20 protein-coding genes are annotated in these 20,292 nt (G+C 49.1%); 12 read left to right on the forward strand and 8 right to left on the reverse strand.

What is annotated here, in order from left to right; genetic code table 11:
* Window positions 1-31: 31 nt before the first annotated feature.
* Window positions 32-907 carry a haloalkane dehalogenase gene (locus BS29_RS03780; protein WP_229955889.1) on the reverse strand — a complete coding sequence of 292 codons (876 nt, stop codon included), beginning with the start codon at window positions 905-907 and terminating at the stop codon, window positions 32-34.
* Between the two features lie 73 nt (window positions 908-980).
* Here BS29_RS03780 and BS29_RS03785 point away from each other — a divergent pair, with 73 nt between their 5' ends.
* The 8 genes from BS29_RS03785 (at window position 981) to BS29_RS03820 (ending at window position 10,646) form a co-directional block, all read left to right on the forward strand.
* Window positions 981-1,589 carry a TetR/AcrR family transcriptional regulator gene (locus BS29_RS03785; protein ID WP_229955890.1) on the forward strand — a complete coding sequence of 203 codons (609 nt, stop codon included), beginning with the start codon at window positions 981-983 and terminating at the stop codon, window positions 1,587-1,589.
* A gap of 773 nt (window positions 1,590-2,362) precedes the next feature.
* On the forward strand, window positions 2,363-2,704 hold the full coding sequence (locus tag BS29_RS03790; RefSeq protein ID WP_229955891.1) for an RHS repeat domain-containing protein: 342 nt from the start codon (window positions 2,363-2,365) through the stop codon (window positions 2,702-2,704).
* A gap of 31 nt (window positions 2,705-2,735) precedes the next feature.
* Window positions 2,736-3,089 (forward strand): hypothetical protein, encoded by a 354-nt coding sequence (locus BS29_RS03795; protein WP_229955892.1) that lies wholly within the window; start codon window positions 2,736-2,738, stop codon window positions 3,087-3,089.
* A gap of 86 nt (window positions 3,090-3,175) precedes the next feature.
* Window positions 3,176-3,445 carry a hypothetical protein gene (locus BS29_RS03800; protein WP_229955893.1) on the forward strand — a complete coding sequence of 90 codons (270 nt, stop codon included), beginning with the start codon at window positions 3,176-3,178 and terminating at the stop codon, window positions 3,443-3,445.
* A 29-nt stretch (window positions 3,446-3,474) separates the two neighbouring features.
* On the forward strand, window positions 3,475-3,858 hold the full coding sequence (locus BS29_RS03805; RefSeq protein WP_229955894.1) for a hypothetical protein: 384 nt from the start codon (window positions 3,475-3,477) through the stop codon (window positions 3,856-3,858).
* 58 nt (window positions 3,859-3,916) lie between these two features.
* Window positions 3,917-5,875 carry a hypothetical protein gene (locus tag BS29_RS03810; protein WP_229955895.1) on the forward strand — a complete coding sequence of 653 codons (1,959 nt, stop codon included), beginning with the start codon at window positions 3,917-3,919 and terminating at the stop codon, window positions 5,873-5,875.
* Window positions 5,876-5,964: 89 nt separating this feature from the next.
* Window positions 5,965-7,893: a hypothetical protein gene (locus tag BS29_RS03815; RefSeq protein WP_229955896.1), complete on the forward strand. Its 1,929-nt coding sequence runs from the start codon at window positions 5,965-5,967 to the stop codon at window positions 7,891-7,893.
* A 20-nt stretch (window positions 7,894-7,913) separates the two neighbouring features.
* Entirely contained in the window at window positions 7,914-10,646 is a 2,733-nt protein-coding gene (locus tag BS29_RS03820) for an RHS repeat domain-containing protein (RefSeq protein WP_229955897.1), read from the forward strand.
* A 769-nt stretch (window positions 10,647-11,415) separates the two neighbouring features.
* Here the strand turns inward: BS29_RS03820 and BS29_RS03825 are convergent.
* The gene (locus tag BS29_RS03825) at window positions 11,416-11,655 is read right to left on the reverse strand and encodes a hypothetical protein (protein WP_229955898.1); all 240 of its coding nucleotides are present in this window, start codon (window positions 11,653-11,655) and stop codon (window positions 11,416-11,418) included.
* On the opposite strand from BS29_RS03825, the gene BS29_RS03830 reads away from it, so the two are divergent.
* The 3 genes from BS29_RS03830 to BS29_RS03840 all read left to right on the forward strand — a co-directional run bounded on the left by BS29_RS03830 (window position 11,626) and on the right by BS29_RS03840 (window position 13,506).
* Window positions 11,626-12,222 carry an RHS repeat-associated core domain-containing protein gene (locus tag BS29_RS03830; protein ID WP_229956937.1) on the forward strand — a complete coding sequence of 199 codons (597 nt, stop codon included), beginning with the start codon at window positions 11,626-11,628 and terminating at the stop codon, window positions 12,220-12,222. The genes BS29_RS03825 and BS29_RS03830 overlap by 30 nt on opposite strands.
* Before the next feature lie 14 nt (window positions 12,223-12,236).
* Window positions 12,237-12,650, forward strand: a complete 414-nt coding sequence (locus BS29_RS03835) for a hypothetical protein (RefSeq protein WP_229955899.1) — start codon at window positions 12,237-12,239, stop codon at window positions 12,648-12,650.
* Window positions 12,651-12,942: 292 nt separating this feature from the next.
* Window positions 12,943-13,506, forward strand: a complete 564-nt coding sequence (locus BS29_RS03840) for a tetratricopeptide repeat protein (RefSeq protein ID WP_229955900.1) — start codon at window positions 12,943-12,945, stop codon at window positions 13,504-13,506.
* A gap of 280 nt (window positions 13,507-13,786) precedes the next feature.
* On the opposite strand, the gene BS29_RS03845 is transcribed toward BS29_RS03840, so the two are convergent.
* The gene (locus BS29_RS03845) at window positions 13,787-15,514 is read right to left on the reverse strand and encodes a hypothetical protein (protein ID WP_229955901.1); all 1,728 of its coding nucleotides are present in this window, start codon (window positions 15,512-15,514) and stop codon (window positions 13,787-13,789) included.
* 1,066 nt (window positions 15,515-16,580) lie between these two features.
* Window positions 16,581-16,781 carry a hypothetical protein gene (locus tag BS29_RS03850; RefSeq protein WP_229955902.1) on the reverse strand — a complete coding sequence of 67 codons (201 nt, stop codon included), beginning with the start codon at window positions 16,779-16,781 and terminating at the stop codon, window positions 16,581-16,583.
* A 235-nt stretch (window positions 16,782-17,016) separates the two neighbouring features.
* Between BS29_RS03850 and BS29_RS03855 the strand changes: the two genes are divergently transcribed.
* Window positions 17,017-17,679 (forward strand): MBL fold metallo-hydrolase, encoded by a 663-nt coding sequence (locus tag BS29_RS03855; RefSeq protein ID WP_229955903.1) that lies wholly within the window; start codon window positions 17,017-17,019, stop codon window positions 17,677-17,679.
* Between the two features lie 41 nt (window positions 17,680-17,720).
* Here the strand turns inward: BS29_RS03855 and BS29_RS03860 are convergent, their stop codons facing one another.
* The 4 genes from BS29_RS03860 to BS29_RS03875 all read right to left on the reverse strand — a co-directional run bounded on the left by BS29_RS03860 (window position 17,721) and on the right by BS29_RS03875 (window position 20,273).
* Window positions 17,721-18,095, reverse strand: a complete 375-nt coding sequence (locus BS29_RS03860) for a VOC family protein (RefSeq protein ID WP_229955904.1) — start codon at window positions 18,093-18,095, stop codon at window positions 17,721-17,723.
* A 32-nt stretch (window positions 18,096-18,127) separates the two neighbouring features.
* Entirely contained in the window at window positions 18,128-18,679 is a 552-nt protein-coding gene (locus BS29_RS03865) for a DUF4199 domain-containing protein (protein WP_229955905.1), read from the reverse strand.
* Window positions 18,680-18,773: 94 nt separating this feature from the next.
* Entirely contained in the window at window positions 18,774-19,199 is a 426-nt protein-coding gene (locus tag BS29_RS03870) for a response regulator transcription factor (protein ID WP_229955906.1), read from the reverse strand.
* 33 nt (window positions 19,200-19,232) lie between these two features.
* On the reverse strand, window positions 19,233-20,273 hold the full coding sequence (locus BS29_RS03875; RefSeq protein ID WP_229955907.1) for a zinc-dependent alcohol dehydrogenase: 1,041 nt from the start codon (window positions 20,271-20,273) through the stop codon (window positions 19,233-19,235).
* Window positions 20,274-20,292: the final 19 nt, after the last annotated feature.

The following is a 20,292-nucleotide window of genomic DNA, read 5'->3' on the forward strand; positions in this document are numbered from 1 at the left end:
AGCGGATTCTCGGCTAGTGTTGAACTCATGTTCAGTCTGGCAGCCAATCTGAAATTGCTTTCCCAATCTCTTCAGGCGAGTCTTCTTGGATAAAATGGGTTCCGGCGACAGTCACTTCGCTTAGATTTGGCCATGATCGCACCATATCTCTCACAGGTCCGACGATCAGAGCACCCGGTTCGGCATTGATAAACAGTTTCGGAATCTGTGTTTCAGCCAGCCAGGCATTATACTGGCCGACAATTTCAACAACATCAGCCGGCTCTCCCGCGATCGGGATCTGGCGCGGCCATGTCAATGTCGGGCGGCGATCCTCACCGGCATTGGCAAAGGGCCTGCGATATTCGTTCATCTCTTCGTCGGTGAGCTGACGCATGATTGCGCCCGGCAAGATGCCTTCAACAAACATGTTGTTTTCAAGAACCATCTCTTCGCCAGCAGGTGACCGGAACCCCCCGAAAATATCCGCAAAGTCTTGGGGAAAATTTTCCCAACTGGGAATGGGAGCAACGATAGCTTCCATGAACGCAATTGCCTTGACTGCGTCTGGATGTTGATGCGCCCAGTGAAACCCTAACCCTGACCCCCAGTCGTGGATGACCAGCGTGACGTTCTCTTTCACGCCGAGCTGATCAAGCAATGCGAACAAATATTTGCGGTGTTCCACAAAGCTGTATCGATCTGGCCCGCTATTCTCGAGTTTCTCAGAATCCCCCATGCCTATGAGGTCAGGGGCAATCAGGCGGCCGCGCCCAGCAAGATGCGGCATGATGTTGCGCCACAAATATGATGACGTCGGGTTACCATGCAGAAAGACAATCGGATCGCCTTCGCCTTCCTCAATATAAGCCATTTGCTTGCCGTGAACCGTTTCGAATTTCTTCTTGTCGCGAAAGCTGGTGGCCATTTTTTGTTTTCCTTTGCCCAAATCGAGTCGAAAAACCTTGTATTGGAACGATCGTTCCAATACAAGGCCGTTTATGCCAAGGCCCACATCTCAGTCTCGCGCCGATCTTGTTGACAATGCCCTTACAGCGTTCTGGAACATCGGCTTTCATGCGATCTCAATGCGGGATATGGTGCGCGAAACGGGGGTTAGTCGCGGCTCGATTTACAGTGAGTTCAAGGGAAAACGTGAGCTGTTCCACGCCTGCCTTGCACGCTATCAGGAAGTGGCGGTAACGCCGAGATTTGGACAGGTTGAAGCGGAAGGTGCGAGACTTCTCGACATCAAGCAGTTTTTGGACGATGGAATTGCGAGCCAAGAATCGTTAGATCCACCCATGCCGGGATGTCTGGTGGTGAACACGCTGGCGCAAATCGACCCGGCGGACGAGGAAACCAAGCGATATCTCGAATATCATACGGATCGCCTCACCAATGGGTTTCAGGCAGTGTTTGAACGTGAAAATGCGGTGACTGGCGCATTGAGCGATCAGGAAGTCACTGCTCTTGCCGAATTCACTACCACATCAGTTCTAGGCCTGTGGTCCAATTGCCGAAAAATCACCGATGCGGACGAAATGCGTCGATATGTGGACATGCTAATGAATTTGATTGGTGCAAAGCTGGGAGCGGAGTGCCCATAGTGATTACTAGTTCCAACCAATGTCCGCTTTTGCACCCATAGCGGACACAAGGAAACGACGGTAGCATCCAAGCAGGCGTTCGCGCCTTTGGATCACGCCAAACTGTCGGCTTCTCTCCATCACGCTCCACGCAACCACAAGGACCTGGCTTGGTAAAACAGCCGCAGGCTGCGTTTTTCGTGGGTAGATCACGCTAGGGGTTAAGGTCAGCAAAAGGCCAAAGACCGGCGTCCAACAGATTAATTTAAATGTTCCTAAAAACTGTTGATGATTTGCCCCTGCCTATGGAGAAAATAAAAGTCAAAGATTAATTTCCGGTGCCAAAACGAATATTTTATATCCGAAATGGATATATTATGAGCACTCTATTTGCATCGAAATATTGTAAAACACTGATTTTTCTTAATATTTATTATAAATGAAATAATCTGTGATGATTGATATTTCCGGCCATTACTTCATTATTAAACTTTGCGTCTATTGACATCAATAAACATTGATGACAGTTTGTAAATTAATAGAGGATTCTATGGTATTTACGATAAAGAACAGTTTTATTGATTGTTTATTGAAGCAATTTTTAAATAAGCTGATCTTCTTATTTAATCGTATTTCCTTGCCTCGAATTTGGTTCCTGTTCATTCAGATGTTTCCGTTTCCAGCCAGCGCTAGATACGTCGCACTGCGTAAAGCGAGAATCTCATGATGAGATTACTTGGGCTTTTGATTGCAACTTTCCGCTCTGTCATCTGCCAACGTGATGTTTTGATATCATGACAACGCGCAACACCACCAAGCAGAATTTTATCATGCAGCATTTCAAGATCATGACATTGGCAATATCTCTCGGCGCAGTGATCTCGTTCGGTGCAAGCTCTGCATTGGCGCAAGGGACAACTACCTATGAATATGACGCACTGGGCCGGTTGATCGGAACCACCACGACTGGCGGTGCGAATGACGGTCTTGGGACCGTTTATGAATATGACGCAGCCGGAAACCGAAAGCGCGTTGAGGTTACCGGGAGTGACGGAACGCCGGGCGGGCCAGGCCGTATCATTGTCTTACCGATTAACGGCTTTCTCGTGATCCCGATCAAGGGGGCATCATACTGATCATCTTTAACGGAACGCAGGGGTATCAAGAGTGAAAAAATCTATATCGACCGTCTTTGCCATAGCAACTTTGTCTATGTCTTCCAGCGTTAGTGCGGCTGCCTGGTGCCAAGGTTATATCGATCAAATTCTGACTTATGACAGCGGACAGGTGGGCATCTACTCGACATGGCGTTCTGGATGGACAACCATCTGCAATGTCAAAACGGAATGGAAGGGTATCCCGCCAGAAATATGCTTCGTGTGGTTTTCCACCGCCTCCAGTTCAATCACCGAAAACAAACAGGTCATCGTTTATTATCGGACGATAGATCAGGCCGATTGTGCGACAATATCCGCAGGCCTCGCCGCGCCCGCCCCCGGATATGTGAGGTTGATCAAATGAGTGTTTTTGCAAAAGCATTGATCGCCACAGCATTGCTCTCCCTATCCATTCCCGCAAACGCGGCTGGCGGTTAGACCGATGACTTCGTGTCAACGAATATTGAAATCGTTCGCAACGAGGGTCTCATGATCTTTGGTGCCTTCGGCAATCCTGGCTACACGCCGTGCAGCTCTGCCAATGGGGTTTGGGTCGCCAAAACTCGTAGCGAATATACCGAAATATTATCTAGCGCGCTGGCCGCAGTTGCGGGCCAGCTGAAGCTCAGAATCTATGCGCACAACGGTGCGACGGTGTCCTGGCACGGAACGGACTACAACCAGCTCACCAGCAGCGGGGCGATGTATATTTCAAGATAACGGAATGAAACAAACAGACAGGGGAATGGATGATGAAAACGGTTTCGAAGTTTTTTCTCGGGTTATTGGCGTTCAGCACTTTTTCGCAAGGAGCTCTCGCACAGTCTGTCTCTTGCGCTGCCACCTATTGCCAATATGTAGGAAAAATAACGCGCGCCTACATCAATGAAGACAATTTGATGCTGATCTATTTTGAGGAGCCGTTTGATGTCGCGATAACGGCTAACGCTGGTATTACCGGTGTTTCAGATGGGAACGCTGGTTCGTATATCGTCACGGACAATCCAGACTATTCAGAATTTCTATATTCAACTGCACTGACGGCCCTGGCTGCGGACAAAACGGTGACCATGCAATTTTATGAGAGACGCGGCAGCTATCTAAAAATCGATAAAATCTGGATCTATAAATAGATCGATAAATAGGATGCCGGAAATATTCGAAAAACTGGTCACATAAACTGGAAAAGAGATGAAAGCTAAAAACTCTCAAATTGAAAACCGGCTTCTTGCGCTCGCCAATTATGTCCTTTTCCTGCTTGTTTTAGCGATTTTATCCGCAAGTGATATCGCCTCAGCTCAGATTCCGGACCCTTTGCCTGATGACCCTGGGGGGCCAGGATCAAACCCCATTCCGCCTTCTCCTGCTGAAGAATATTCGGTGAGTGAAGCAGGGGTCGACATGCGCACGGGCCAGTTTCTCTATTCCAATTCAGACCTCTCTATCGGCAATCTTAGCCTCACGCGGCATAATGGGAGTAACGATTGGAAATGGTCCAAACCGATGGGGCAATTTTCGCATAACTGGCATATTTACGTGACCTATAAACCCATTAAAACCGGCGGTGCGCAATTTGCCGTGGTTGCGGATGGGCGCGGCCATGGTTTTACTTCTGGCTCGAATTCGAACAGTTTCACTGCTCGTTCTCTTACTCAGCGTGCGTCTATTAAGGCCATACCAATAGGCTCTGGCGCTCTTGACCGTTATCTCGTCTACACGGCGGCTGATGGAACTAAAATAACGTTTCGACGGCCCCGACAACATCGAGACGGTGCCGTTGTTCATTCTATCAATGGAACACAGAGAAAGGGTATTTTTGCCAGCAAAGTGGAAGAAATTGACGGCACAACTTATTGGTTAAGCTATGACGAGCCCACTAGTTCATCACCGGCCTATTTGCGGCGTGTTACCAGCAATCGTGGCTACGCCCTTATCTTTCAATATGTAAGCATTTCTGGCTTCAAATATGTGAGCAAAGTCTGCGCAATAAATTTGGCATTTGCGGTCGCGCCATCGAGCAACATCTGTCCCGCCGGTGAACCTACCGGTGAATATGTGTACGGCAGCAACGGTCGTATGACATCTTTCAGAAACGCTGCCATGGACGTACACCGTTATAGTTCGACTTACAGCAAGGCAGCTTGGATAAATGCCCCTTCGCCTCCCAAAGAATATGAGTGGACCGAAACCTATACGCACCCGGGACAAGCAACCCCCTATTTAACGAATATTGTGTTTCGCACTGGTTTGTATGAGAATATAAAAAGTCAAACCTTTGCAGATGGTCGAATCTATAATTATGTTTGGAACATAACCCATCATAATGATTATACCATGGAAGTTGCTGGCGGTGTGATGACCCGCAATGATGGTGCGACAACGACCGTGCAATTCCAAGAAATGACTCGACCAGGATATCAGTCCGGCGACGCGTATCTGATCTCTTCAGGGCCAAAACGTGTCATCGATGCGCTAGGCCGTGAATCAACGGGCGATTACTGTATCAGGATACTTGTCCATAGCAGCACAGGCTGCGCCATTGTTCCGCTGCGATATTGGATATCGCCAGATGGAAATCGGACGGAATATGAACGTGATCTTTATGGCAACATTCTTGAATCAAGGCAAAAAGCAAAGCCAGATTCAACTGCTGCTGATATCGTAACGAAAGCTGTTTACGGCTGCAATGCATCGCCCGGTTGTTTCACTAAACCAATGTCTATCACCGATGCAAATGGCAATACTACGAGCTATACTTACAGCACCGAAACGGGTCAGGTTCTTACCGCAACTGGCCCGGCTGTAAACGGAGTAAGTCCTCAGACACGTTACACATATGCACAGCGCTATGCTTGGATAAAGAACAGTTCGGGCGGCTATGTTCGCGCAGCTACGCCGATATGGGTGCTGAAGCAAAAGAGTAGCTGCCGGACAACAGCAGCTTTGGGCGCAGGTTGTGTAGGCGGCGTCGCTGATGAAGTGAAGACACTCTATGATTATGGCCCTGATAGCGGTCCTAACAACCTCTTGCTGCGCGGGATGACGGTCGTGGCGGACGGCCAGACGCTGCGCAGTTGTTACACTTATGATGAGAACGGTCGGCAGACTAGCGAGACACCGCCGCGTGCCAATTTGAGTGCATGCCCATGAAATATTGTGGAGATAAGGTAATGGCAAAGCCAGCCTTGGCATTATTCGCGTTGATGGCGCCATCGCTTGCAGGCGTTGGTATTTCGAGCATGGCACAGGCGCAAAATTTCCCAGGTGGGGGCGGTGAAGAAGAAACAACACCGACCGTTAATGCAAATCCGCCAGCGGAGCAGTTTGCCATGTCACCTGGTGGCGTTGACATGCGCACCGGTGCATATGTTTATCGCCACACTGATGTCGCGATTGGTACCGCAAGTCCAAACAAAGGGCTCAGCCTTGAGCGTATCATAGCTTCCACAGTTGCCGGCCACATCAAGCCATTTGGCAATTTTTCTCATAACTGGGACATCATGCTCTGGGAAAAGCGCGTGAACATGTTCAAAGGAGATTATGCTAGGGGTGCAGGGCAAGATTATCGAATCAGTGTTGTATTTGGTGCACGATCAGAGACTTTTGACGGAAGATATTCGGCATCCTACTTTGACCAAATTTCAAAGCTTTCTCGTGGGTCACTCAGCTACGTAGGGGACCGGACTTCCACCAATGTGATTTACACTTTCACAGCCTATGATGGCACAAAAGTTAAGTTTCGACCTATTCGGCTAGGGGAATGTTCCAACATTGATCGATGTGCATTTCCGAGTGAATTGATTACGCCATCCGGAGCTGTTTACACGTTCTCTTATGACAATGGCGGGTCGTCTCCTTCAACCGGTACGCGGCTGCGTAGGGTGGTAAGTTCGGAAGGTTACGCACTGATCTATGAATATGAGCCAGAGGCTTGGAATTGGAACTACATTTCAAAAGTCTGTGCCATCAACCTGGCGATTATGGTTGCGCCAGCAAATAATATCTGTCCTACAAATGCTGTAAATAAGGCAAGTTATTCTTATACATACGCTAATGGATCAAGGCGCCTTGCGTCGATGACCGATGCGAGTGATGCAGCGTGGAATTTTTCTTATACTACAAGCAGCCCCAGAGCACTTGTTCACAAATATTTTGAACCCGGACAATCTGTTGCGAAGGTATCAAATTCTATTTCAGGAGGCAGTACTCCGGATGGAGTGGCGGAAGAGAGGGTTGGCTATCAAATCTTTGCTGATGGCCGATCCTATTCCTATCAATATGATATGACGCCCTATGTCGAAGGGCAGACTGCGACCATAGCAGGAGGGCGATATCAAGATAATCTAGGCCGGATAACGAAGCTTGAATATGAGTTTCCGATACGACCAGGCTCAACAACTAATAATCCCAATCCAGTAACATTCGGATATGTCGACTATCAGCACACACCGGGCCCAACAAAAGTCACTGACCCACTGGGGCGTATTTATAAAAGCAGCTATTGCGACAGGGTTGCAGAGACAGTTTATCCTAGCAATGAAGTTAATCGTTGTCTGGTGACTACGTTGCAGTGGTCAGAAGATCCTGATGGGAATCGGACAGAATACTATATCGGATCAACGACCCGGGATCTGTACAAAAGGATACGTAAAGCAAAACCCGGCAGCGGTCTGCCGGATATTACGGAAGAGTGGGGCTATTGTGATTATGACGTCTGCCGCGGTAAACCTACACGAGTACAAGACGCCAATGGCAATGTGACGAACTACACATATGATCCTGTGCACGGCGGTATGTTGACGGCAACCTTACCGGCGGCGGCAAACGGTATCCGTCCTCAGACACGTTACACATATGCACAGCGCTATGCTTGGATAAAGAACAGTTCGGGCGGCTATGTTCGCGCAGCTACGCCGATATGGGTGCTGAAGCAAAAGAGTAGCTGCCGGACAACAGCAGCTTTGGGCGCAGGTTGTGTAGGCGGCGTCGCTGATGAAGTGAAGACACTCTATGATTATGGCCCTGATAGCGGTCCTAACAACCTCTTGCTGCGCGGGATGGCGGTCGTGGCGGACGGCCAGACGCTGCGCAGTTGTTACACTTATGATGAGAACGGTCGGCAGACTAGCGAGACACCGCCGCGTGCCAATTTGAGTGCATGCCCATGAAATATTGTGGAGATAAGGTAATGGATAATAGTAGCAATTTCTCAATGCGCAAAGACAGTAACCATTCGGTTGCTCTGATAGCCGCAACGAAGTGGGTTTTGCCTCTATGCGCCTTAGTGATGTCATCGCTTACCGGAGTTTTTGTACCCGGTGCTGCATTGGCACAAGCCACTCAGCCTAGCGCATATAGCACCGCCACTCGTTATGATGCGGTGGGTCGGGTGACGGGTACGATTGCTCCTGATCCAGATGGTTCGGGTCCCCGTGGGTATCTTGCGATCCGCACTACTTACGATGATCGTGGATTACCGATTACACAAGAGTCAGGTGAACTTGCGACATGGCAAAGCGACAGTGTTGCGCCTGACGACTGGAGCGGTTTCACTGTGGTTGTGACAGCACACACGGCCTATGACACGATGGGTCGAAAGACGCGCGAATGGAGCGTCGGCAGCGGAAGTGCCGCGATCCAGACCATGACTCAATATAGCTATGATGCAGTGGGTCGTCTGGAATGCACCGCTGTCCGAATGAAGCCGTCAAAATTTAATAACTTGCCGAATGGAGCCTGCACCGACAGCGATACAAATGCATCGCCTCCCGATCGGATTACAAAGACCATTTATGATGCAGCGGATCAGGTGAAGCAAGTGCGCAAGGCGGTTGGTACGCCGTTGGAGCAGGCTTATGCAACCTATGACTATACCCCAAATGGCCAACAGAAATACGTTATCGATGCTAATGGGAACAAGGCGGAGATGATCTATGATGGCCATGACCGCCGAGCGCGTTGGTCATTCCCGTCCAAGACAAAGCCAACAAGTTATAATGATGCCACTGTTGCAAGCGCACTCACGTCGGCCGGTGCGGTGAGTGCGACCGATTACGAAGCCTACACATATGATGACAATGGCAACATACTGACCAAGCGTAAGCGTGATGGGCAGGTCATTGGCTTCACTTATGACCGTTTGAACCGGGTGAGCAAAAAGGACATTCCCGGCGGCACGGCACAAGACGTCCATTATGGCTACGATCTGCGGGGACTACAGGTCTACACGCGGTTCGGGAATGCCTCAGGTAATGGTATCGAGACTGTCTATGACGGCTTTGGCAGGATCAGCGAAACCACAAACAAGATGTTCGCGATGCCGCGCTCCTTGTCTTATGAATATGATCAAAACGGCAACCGGACAAAGATCACGCATCCCGGCAGCAATGGTCAGGCCAATGGCGCTTTCTTTACCTATGAATATGACAAGCTCGATCGGCTGACGGCGGTTAGGGAGCAAGGTAGTACGGTCCTGCTGACTCAAAGCTACGATAATCGAGGGCATCGAGCCGCCACCGCACGTACTAACGCAACCACTAGCTATGACTATGATCTAATAGGGCGCCTTGCGTCGTTAAACACAAATGTGAGCGGAACAGCGGAAGATAATCTGTTCAGCTTTGCCTATTCTCCGGCTTCACAGATGAAGAGTTTGGGCATTTCCAACAAGCTGTACGAACATACCGCGCACTATAATATCGATCGGCAATATACGACCAACGGCCTTAACCAATATACTACCACTAGCACCGGTGCGAGCTTCACCTATGATGCCAATGGCAACCTGACCGGTGATGGTGACACGACCTATGCCTATGATGTCGAAAACCGACTGATCACTGCACGGGGTAAGAAAGAGGCCAACCTGATCTATGATCCGATGGGCCGGCTGTTTGAAACCAATGCGAACAGCAACCTTTCACAAACCACCACCCAGTTTCTTTATGATGGCGATGCACTGGTCGCGGAATATGACGATGCGGGCAACATGCTGCACCGTTATGTTCATGGTTCCGGTGTGGATGAGCCAATGGTCTGGTATATCGGTGCTACGGTCGGTGCGGCAACCCGGTCCCACCTCCACGCCAATTGGCAGGGCAGCATCACCGCCGTCACCGACGCCAATGGCGACACCCAGTGGGTCAATGGCTATGACCCCTATGGCATTCCCAACTGGAAAAATGCTGGCCGTTTTCAATATACCGGTCAGATCGAGATACCCGAGCTGGAGATGTATCACTACAAGGCTCGGATATACTCACCCACCATGGGCCGCTTCCTGCAGACCGATCCGATTGGTTATGAGGACCAAGTTAATCTCTATGCTTATGTGGGGAATGATCCGATCAATGGCATCGACCCGACGGGGATGTGTGAAACGCAAACCGGTTCGCGCATTTGCCGAAACGAAGGAACTACCTTGGTGAAAAGCGTAACCATTCCTATGCGAGATGAGAATGGTAATTCAAACTCTTCCATGGCCGTTCAAACAACTGAAGATTATGTGGCTGAATCTATCGATAGAACGGAAGAGTCAGATTTTACCAGAGAACATGGGGTCACTCTATCAGTAGATGAGAAGGCTCAGACGTATGTGGTAAGTCTTTTTCAGGGGGCGAAAAAAAGTCTTTTTGGAGGTGGTTCGTTGAATATCGTGCCGACCAATAGAAAACTTCTATATTCGAGTCATACGCATACAGGAGTTGGCGTTCAGGGTGAAGGTAGCCCCTTCATCACCATACGCAATTGGACGAGAGGAAGAAGCTCTGTTAAGACTGGGCCAAGCTCTACTGGTAAAAATAATGATCTCACATCGGCGGCGAATTGGCGAAGGAGCAACAATCCTGATGCTCGATTCGGAGTATATTATCAGGTGGTGGCTCCTGATGGAAAGCTGCAATGGAGATACAGTGGGTATTGAAGATGAGTATGCGACGATGAAATATTTATTCTACACCCTTTTTATATACGCGCTATTAGTTTCACTCGCCTACATGGCCAATGTCGCTATTGGAATTTTCAGCGGCCAAGGCTCATTATATAGTAGTCTAACTATAATAATATTTATATTTTCGTGCATAAGCATCTGTTTCAGTATATTTTTGGGAATGAAGATTAAAATATTGTCTTCAATTGTATTTTTCATTTGCCTTATAGTAACTAGCTATAACGATCTTGTTGTAAATGCCATATTTCATTCTGACAACGAAGGGCGAGAGCTATTCATTAATATGGCATTTTTCTTGTTTGGATACATCTTGCCTGCTGTGGGAATTGTGGTTGGCGCACGACTTCTTATCCTGTCGCAATACGACAAGGCAGCTCGTACTTCCAAGCGAACGGGGGCCTCACGCTGATCGAATTACGCGAATTACGGTGACAGTTTGAATTACGGTGGAATTACGGTGACAGTTTACTAGAATTACGAAATTACGGTGACAGTTTACTAAATAGGCTAAACTCGGCGGCGCAAAATCCCGATGTGTTGCTCTGCACTGGTCCCCTTATGAAATAGAAAGCCGTTTGGTCACGACGCGGGGCAAGAAAGAGGCCAATCTGATCTATGATCCGATGAGTCGCCTGTTTGAAACCAACGCCAATAGCAGCCTCGCAGAAACCATCGCGCAATTTCTATATGACGGTGATTCGCTGGTGGCGGAATATGACGATGCGGGCAACATGCTGCACCGCTATGTCCATGGCTCGGGCGTTGATGAGCCCATGGTCTGGTATATCGGTGCCGCAGTAAACGAGCGAGCCGCTCCCATCTCCACGCCAATTGGCAGGGCAGCATCACCGCCGTCACCGACGCCAATGGCGACACCCAGTGGGTCAATGGCTATGACCCCTATGGCATTCCCAACTGGAAAAATGCTGGCCGTTTTCAATATACCGGTCAGATCGAGATACCCGAGCTGGAGATGTATCACTACAAAGCGCGGGTCTATTCTCCGACCATGGGCCGGTTCCTGCAGACCGATCCAATTGGTTATGAGGATCAGGTAAATTTGTATGCTTATGTGGGGAACGATCCGGTTGGGCGGATTGATCCGACAGGCATGGAGACTGATGAGTACAAGTTCGGCCCAATTAAGGTGGAATATGGCGATTCAAAAGTTGTTTTGTCAGTGGAAACAGATAACTCCAGCTTTTCCCTATCAACAAGTAGGGAAGGAGCTACGGCTTTAGCGCAGTCGATAGATAACAGCGTTATATTGTCAGCGGGCAGAGACGGAGCGACTGCATCAGCACAGTCCGGGGAAAACAACTTTACTTTGACGGCAGATAAAGATGGAGCAACTGTATCCATGCAGTCAGAAGATATCTTCGCTGAACTTTCGGCAATGGACGATGGACTGACAGCGAGTACAGGAAGTGTAGGTCCAGCTGATACAAGGCGTGAGGCAGAAGCACTCGATTCGGCAAATCAGGTGAGCGAAAATGCAACATTCTGGCAACGAGTTAGCAACGTGATCAAGAAGGCGCTAGAAGACTAGAAAGGTAAAATAAAATGAGTAATAAAAAAACTCATAATATTATTGCACGACTAAAGAAGGGTTACTATTGGTCGCAAGCATTATTTTATTTTCAGGAAAAAAACTATAAAAAATCGATTTCATATTTTAATAAATATGCGCTGTACAAAGAAGTGCTGCCTGTTGCTGAAAAAGCCTTTGAGGCAACAATCTTGATTGGGAACAACGAAAGTGAACAAGCTCAAAAGAAGTTTGAAAGCTTGCTGAATGGACTAACCGTGGATTCGGATCAGGAAATGTATGTCAAAAACTACTCCGAATTATATCTGAGTCTGATAACAAAAGACGATTGTCATATGATATATTTTCGCAAACTGCAGGAAATTCCTGTCTCTAAAGATATTAGCCAAATCCTACCTTTGCCAAAAGAGGAAGCTTTAATCTTTTAGATAAATATGACATTATTACTAAACATACAATGTTTACATGATTTGTCACCTTGGATGGCTGTCCCAAAGGATTCACTATTCCTAACTCCATTACTGTTGCAATTCTGAATGCTACATATTGTACAATCCAAGCGTATGGTTGCCGAGACCCTTCCAAGATCGAGACTGGAAGCGGGGTTGAATTCAAAGCCCAGCAAACTAGGATCTTTGTTGCCAAAACCTCGAAGTATTGAGTCCTCTAGGTCAGAACAGCTGCAAATTTCTCATAGCTGTTACCAATATTGAGGTAACCATGAATAAGCAGGATATTGAGACCCAAGCGGCCGCGCTGATGCGAGATGAGCGATATGAGGAAGCCTATCATTTACTGCTGCCTTTGGCTGACCAAGGCTCTGCTTTTGTCCTTATGAATCTTGGATGGATTTGTGAGTATGGTGCCATTGGCGAGAAAGATATTGATGGCGCAATATCTTATTATCAATGCGCGGCTTCGGGCGGAAGCTCGAAAGCTCATTTTCGGCTTGGGGCTCTGTTATTAGACGAGGGCCATTTGGTTCAAGCCCGCGCGACTTTTGAGGCCGGGGCCGAGCTGGAAAATCTTGGCAGCATGTACGAGCTTGGAACCATGCTATTGAAAGGGCAAGGAGGGCCTGCTGACGAGCCGAAAGGCATGGCTTGGTTGGAACGGGCTGCCGCGGCAGGTCATTTCTACGCTCAAAGAAGTCTCTTGGATATCGAATATAGGAACTCCAAATCCGTTCTCGTCAAAATGTGGGTGATGATCAAAATCGGTATTATGGCATTAAAGTTCACAAAAGAATATTTGAAGGACAAGAGTTCTGATAGATTGACGTAGCAGCACTGGCACAAATGCTGCGGTTCAAATCGCTTATCCTGTTATGAAATAATATCGCCGGCCACTTTAGCGAAACTAATGTATCCCCCCTTTTTCAGTTCATACAGGGGTTAGGACGACAGTTGCAACAATCCTGAATTAGCCGGCCAATTGCCGCGCTGTGGCCGCTGCTACCCGGTCCTGACATTAACCGAGCTGCTACCGACGAATGTCGGTCTGGTGACGTGCGCACCCCATGCTGCGATTATTCTTGAGCGGGTGCTTTTCCCCCAAGCACTTCCTAAGAGCAACTCGCCAGATTGGCTGCTGGCGGAGTTTCAGAGGTCTTGCGACCGAACTCGTCATAAGTATAGCATGTCCGCAGGGTCTGACCATCGGCCGTAATGGCGTTACCTCTCAGCAACAGATTATTGGGGCCGCTATCCGGGCCATAATCGTAGGTCGTAACGACTTCATCCGTTGCGCCGCCTGTGCAATTGCCATTGGCATCTGCTGCACTCGTTTTGCAATATTCTTCCCCTATCAAAACCCAAATTGGAGCAGCGGCACGCGAGTAGCCTCCTGAGGAATTTTTTATCCAGGCATAGCGCTGCGTATAAGTATAGCGTGTCTGCGAACGGATCCCATTTCCATCTGCTGGCAGAGTCTTGGTCAACATACCGCCGTGCGCAGGATCATATGTAAAGTCGGTCCGATTACCGTTGGCATCAATCACCCAAAGAGGTTTGGTGGACGTTTTGGGATTGGTAGTCCCATATGCAGCTGACGTAACGATGTTCGCAAGACCCGAGCCCGGTTTTGCTTGTCGCGTTGCTTTAGTGACGTTCTGATAATTGTCATATTCCAACAGAGTTTTTATGCCCTCGGGGTCCGTAAATGACCGAAGAGGATAGACTGCGCAACGGTTTCGCTTATTGGGCGGAAGTTCAGCCATGACCCTGGGGTCGCAATAATCGTTCAGCGTAACCCGCCCAAGCTGATCCTCCAATCGGACCGGACCCGGTGTTTGTTGATATATATTATACAAAAAGTCATCGGGATCAGGCTGAGGACATTGCAAACCGATACACGGTCTCTCGGAACCTGTGCCTGGCATGATCGGAAATTCAAACTCGACATGGATGCTTTTCCCATTGCTATCGGTCACAGAGCCGCCTGCATTAACGGGGCGAGGCTGATTGACCGAATAAGGTGTTTGCGACCAACTATAGGTATAACTACTGCCGTCGGCAAAATCTTGACGATTGACTACTTCGTGAAAGGTAATATCGTCCAAATTCGCTAATGTTATCGTGTTCACGAGCCATGCTTGGGCGTCTCCAGGTCTGACAAATCCCATGGCGGAGCCGTTATAGGTAAAGCTCGATACGTTTCCTTCAGCGTCGGTAAAACCGGTCAATTTGTTGTTGGAATAGCTATAGGAGCCTTTTGCAACGCCGGTCGGACAGGTGTTCGCAGGCACATAATATACTGCGAGATTCACGGCGCATGCCTCTGTCACTCGCGAACCTGAATAACGGAACAAGAGCGCATAGCCGCTCGAGCTTCTGATCGACCTCAAAGTCGCTCGATTGCCGGTCAGCGCCCCGTTGTAGTTATATGCAAGGTCCAGTATTTTATTCTCTGGCGTAACAATTCTGGACGCGAATGCGCAGCGCCTAGTGCCGGCATTACTAATAGGCCCCGTGCAATCACGGTTGCCGATCGCGCGAAAAGTAATGATCGTGCCATCCGGTGCCGTCATGGTATAAATGGCAGCCGATGAACTCTGGTCGCCGCTAACAACGAGCCGCGCTATTGGTCCTCTGCCCTTGTAACCATAAGTGTTGACAAACTGACGTCCTTCGAAAGTTAAAGTCGTTCCATTGAGATGAACTCTCATTCGATAGTCTTGTCCACCTGAAGTCATTCTTCCGGACTGATCGAACCGTTCTTCTGTGATGAATATATCCCAATTGTGAGAAAAATTGCCAAACGGATTGGCATGGCCAGAAGTATAAATTGGCATTGATCGAATTAGCTGTAACTCAGAGGTTCCAGCACCAATCGAAAGATCGGTATTCTGATACACATATCTTCCAGTGCGCATATCAACACCGCCCGGAGAGGTTAAAAACTCCTCAGCTGGATAGCTAATCAGTCTGGGGCCGTCTTGAGCAAGTGTCGCCGACGGGAATGGTAAGCCCAAGGTTACAAAAGCAAGGCCAAGTATAACAAAGAACTTTACCAAGATAAATTCCTTCATTTAATATTGTGACCGATTGAAAATATTTTACTCCTATAATTGAATAATTACAACTATGTAGGCCGGAAATATCAAATAATAATTTTTATTTGATATTTTATAAAGATGTATTAATGCTTTAATTTGGAATAATCGATGCCTATAAAAATTCGAAATCAGCTACTTTTGTGAACTGAGATTTAAAATACCGCAAAATCAAACGTAAATTATCAAACTATTGTGACCAGACCGAATGATCCCGACCCAATCACAATAAATCAGGGCAGGGATTGGGATATTGTCTATAGACAATAGAAGACAGCTCGCTCCTTTCTGTACTACCCCGCTGAATGACAAGGTATGTGTTTTTCTATTTGTCCTATCCGTCTGGCGCTCGCCGTCGGCAATATCTTGGGTTTAAATGTGTGACCGCAGCACAAGCACTGAACCACACAACCTTTGCTGGCACTAACAATCCGCCGGTTAAATCCTGAGTGCTGACATCTTATGAAAAAGAAAAACCGAAGGCCCTGGTCGGCAATAGGCTGTCCCTGATAGCGTGACACATAATCCTTGTTCTATCATAAGAGTTCCCTGTTATCTCGACTAGAGGGTTTTCTTTGGAAGCCCTAGGGAAGTAGGGTTTTTGGTGCCACTGTTCGTCAGGTTTTCTACGAAAAGAAGATATTTCCCCGTCAATTGCCTATTATCAGGGAAATTTTCACCTGAGACCCGTTCGCCACAGACTGCACTGCGCACCACGCATTTCCTAATTTTCGGCTGTCTCTTAGTTGTGGCGTTGAACGCACAAATTCATATTATTTTTTAAAGGCTTAGCCTAAGTCCAACTTCATTGCAAGCTGCCAGAGACCATTTGTCCGTCGCGGAACGGCGCCAATATGGCCCATTGTTCGAATGTTTCCATTTCTATCGGGATGCAGTTGAGGAGATGATTCAGGTTTACTTCAAATGGTCGAATTTCCGCGTTATTGTTATACTCATAAAATGCTTCCACGCCTTTGGCCTGTGCTTCCGCTTCGGTTGTTGTCATTTGATCTTTATCAAAGGCAGAAACCAAGAGTTTGCCAAATTCTGCAGGTGTGATTGCCGAGTAAGTGATCTTTTTATTGAGTGCGCGAGATAGTGAGTCTGCAGCCAGTTGCGGTTCGACTATACTTATAAGGTGAGTAGAATGAACGCTATATTATCCGCTCGCTCTTGCAGCTTCTATAGCAACCCTAACTTCACCCCTTGCAACTTGCCGGCCGCGCGGCCAAATACGCTCTATGACAGACGCTCCTTTAAAGGCCGTGATCATTCCGGTCACGCCGCTTCAGCAAAATTGCACGCTTCTATGGTGCACCAAGACCAACAAAGCCGCGCTTAGCGATCCGGGAGGTGATCTTTCGCGGCTTAAGGCAGCGGTGGCGGAACATGGGGTGGAGCTTGAGAAAATCATCATCACCCATGGCCATCTCGACCATTGCGGGCAGGCCGGTATGTTGGCGGAGGAATTGGGCTTACCGATTGAAGGTCCGCACAAGGATGACCTGTTCTGGATCGAGCAGTTGGATGGCGATGGCGCGCGGTACGGGATGGAAGCGAAAAGCTTTGAGCCGGATCGGTGGCTGAATGATGGCGACACGGTCACGGTTGGCGATTTGGTGCTCGATGTCATTCATTGCCCCGGCCACACGCCGGGTCATGTAATTTTCTATCATCAGCCGTCCAAGCTGGCCGTTGTTGGTGATGTTCTCTTTCAGGGCTCGATTGGCCGTACCGACTTTCCGCGCGGCAATCATCAGGATCTGATCAACGCCATCACCCAGAAGCTCTGGCCGCTGGGTGATGATGTGACCTTCATTCCCGGCCATGGTCCGACCAGCCAGTTTGGCTATGAGCGCAAGACCAATGCCTTTGTTGCCGACGACGTGCTCGCCGCGCGATAGGGTCAGCGCTGTCGCTGCGGCGAAGGATATCGGGCTTCTAGCTATGCCCGATGCTGATCTACCAAAATTGGATTGCCATCGGGATCAATGATCGTAAAGCTGGCAGGACCGCTTCCGTCAGGATCAGCTTCTGTGGTGAATTCGACGCCCTTCGCCTTCAGTGCCTTTTGCAGATCACGAATATCAGTAAAGTCATCGACATTTTCGGCAGCTTCATTCCATCCGGGATTGAAGGTCAGAATATTGTCCGGAAACATATCCTGAAAGAGACCGATCACCGTGTCGCCATTTTTCAGGATCAACCAATTTTGCTCGCTATCGCCGCCAAATGGCGCGAAGCCTAGTTTCCTGTAAAATGTCTCCGATGCCTTCAGATCCTTAACCGATAGGCTGATCGAGAAAGCTCCAAGTTGCATAGTCATTTCCTTTCATAGGGTGGGACGAGGCTTTACGCTTTTGCTGGCAGCAGTTTCGGATTGCGAAGAAGCGCAGCGGACAGCAAAGATATGATCAGGCCGACCGGGAAAATCTCCAGGAAGGTGATCGGTATCCGAATATAAGACACGCCATAATTGGCTTTCAGATCTTCCATCTCAGCCACGAAACTATCGAGCGCTGCGCCGCTCAGCCCGTCTGCTTTGCGGGCCTCGATCATCATCGCCGTATAGCTGTCGATAAATGTATAGTTGGTGCTGAAAAGATAAATCTCCCACGCACAGACATAGATGATGCCGGCAACGACCGAGATGGCAAGGCCAAGGCCGAGCGCGGGGAGGAATTTGATGACCCCGCCCAACTGCTGATCACGATAGCGTTTGACGCCGATAAATATCATCGACAGGGCGATGATCATGATGAGATAGCCGAAAAATTCCGATCCGGCGAAATCATTGCCGTCGCTCGACGCCAGCCCGAGAATGATTGTGCCGATGACAATGGTCCCGGACAGGATTCCGTATATCAGCGCAATTTTCGTCATGTTGTTTCTGGTCTCGGTCATGAAATTTCCCTCCTGTTGTGAGAAGGTTATGCCGGAAAAACCTTGCCAGGAATATCACCCGGATGGGTGATTGGGCTAAAATCACCCCGATATATTAGGGAATAAGGTGCAGGGACTTGGCCTTTTCGATCGCTAATACCCGGCGATCGACGGACAGTTTTTCGAAAAGATGGGCGATATGGGTTTTGATCGTATTGGGCGAAATGCCAAGGCTGCGTGCAATTTCCTTGTTGGATTGCCCGGTCGCCATGGCCTCCAGCACTTCCAATTCGCGGTTCGAGATGCCGAGCGCTTTTAAGGCCGGATCATTGCGTTCAAACGCTGTGCCGGTTTTCTGGACAGTCAGGCGTTGGCCCACCCAGATGCCAAGAGACACAAACAGGATCGCCAGCACAACGATATAGATGTCGGTCGGAATGGTCTTGAGGAAAAACCGATATTCCAGCCATTGCAGAAAAAAGGCTGCCATCGCCAAGGCTATGGCATAAAATATCGTTCGGCTGAGGACAGTTCTGTTCATCCATGGCCATGATTATGGATGACGGCAGTGGCGTCAATCCCTTTCAAACACGATCTTTATATCCGGATCCATCATCGCGTCGGCCGCCTGGGAGAAGGGCACAGAGCGGGTAATGACATCATCCGGATTGATCGTTCCGCAATGGGCACAGTCTAGGAGATGATCGATCTCTGTACGGGCGTGAACGCGTCCGATCGTGTAAGTAATGCCTTTCATATACATGGAACGGAGCGGTACTTTCGCTTGATTGCTCATGCCCGCGGACACGCCGCTGCAAATGCCGCAGGGCTGCGTTGACCGGATCGCGAAGGTTAGCGCATCAGGCAATCCGGCGGCTTCGACGACTATCGGGAATTCCTCTGTCGCTCTGAGGTCAGGGCTATATTGGGTCTCGATCACTTCTGCGCCCAATGCTTTGGCTTTGGCCAGCCGCCCGGCATCATAATCACGATAGACAATCCGGCCAGCACCCAATGCGCGGGCCGCCTGTACAGAAAATAGTCCAACGCTTTGTGCAAGCCCGGCGACAATCAATATGTCCGCGCCAGGCCGCTGTTTGAGAGGTTCCGCAACGGTGCGATAACCATCACCGGCATTGTCGGATATCGCCGCGGCTCCCGTGATGGAAACCGCGTCCGGAATCTTGACCAGCATGGCATCGGCAAATGGTACGTTGACCAGATCACTCAAACCGCCGCCCCATTTGCGTTCACCAGTAGGCGCGAAACCATAAGCGGCGAACGGCTCGACGCTGGTGCAGGCATTGGTGAAGCCGCGCCGGCAGTTATCACAAGCGCCACAGTTAATCTGAAACGGAACAATCACACGGTCCCCGGGTGCAAAGCCTTTGACCCCGTCGCCAACTTCGACGACTTCGCCGGCAATTTCATGACCGAAAGCAAAGGGTCCTTGCATCGGATACATGCCACTGGCCATGTACAGGTCGAGATCGCATCGGGTGACGGCCAGCGGTTTGACGATCGCTTCACCGTCATTCTGAAGCGTTGGTGCAGGCACCTCGTGCCATTCAAATTGCTTGGGTTTGATGAAAGTGAGCTGATTGATACTGGCCATGATCTGAGTTCCTTTGCTC

This window comes from Parasphingorhabdus litoris DSM 22379 (assembly GCF_020906275.1).
Classification (GTDB): domain Bacteria; phylum Pseudomonadota; class Alphaproteobacteria; order Sphingomonadales; family Sphingomonadaceae; genus Parasphingorhabdus; species Parasphingorhabdus litoris.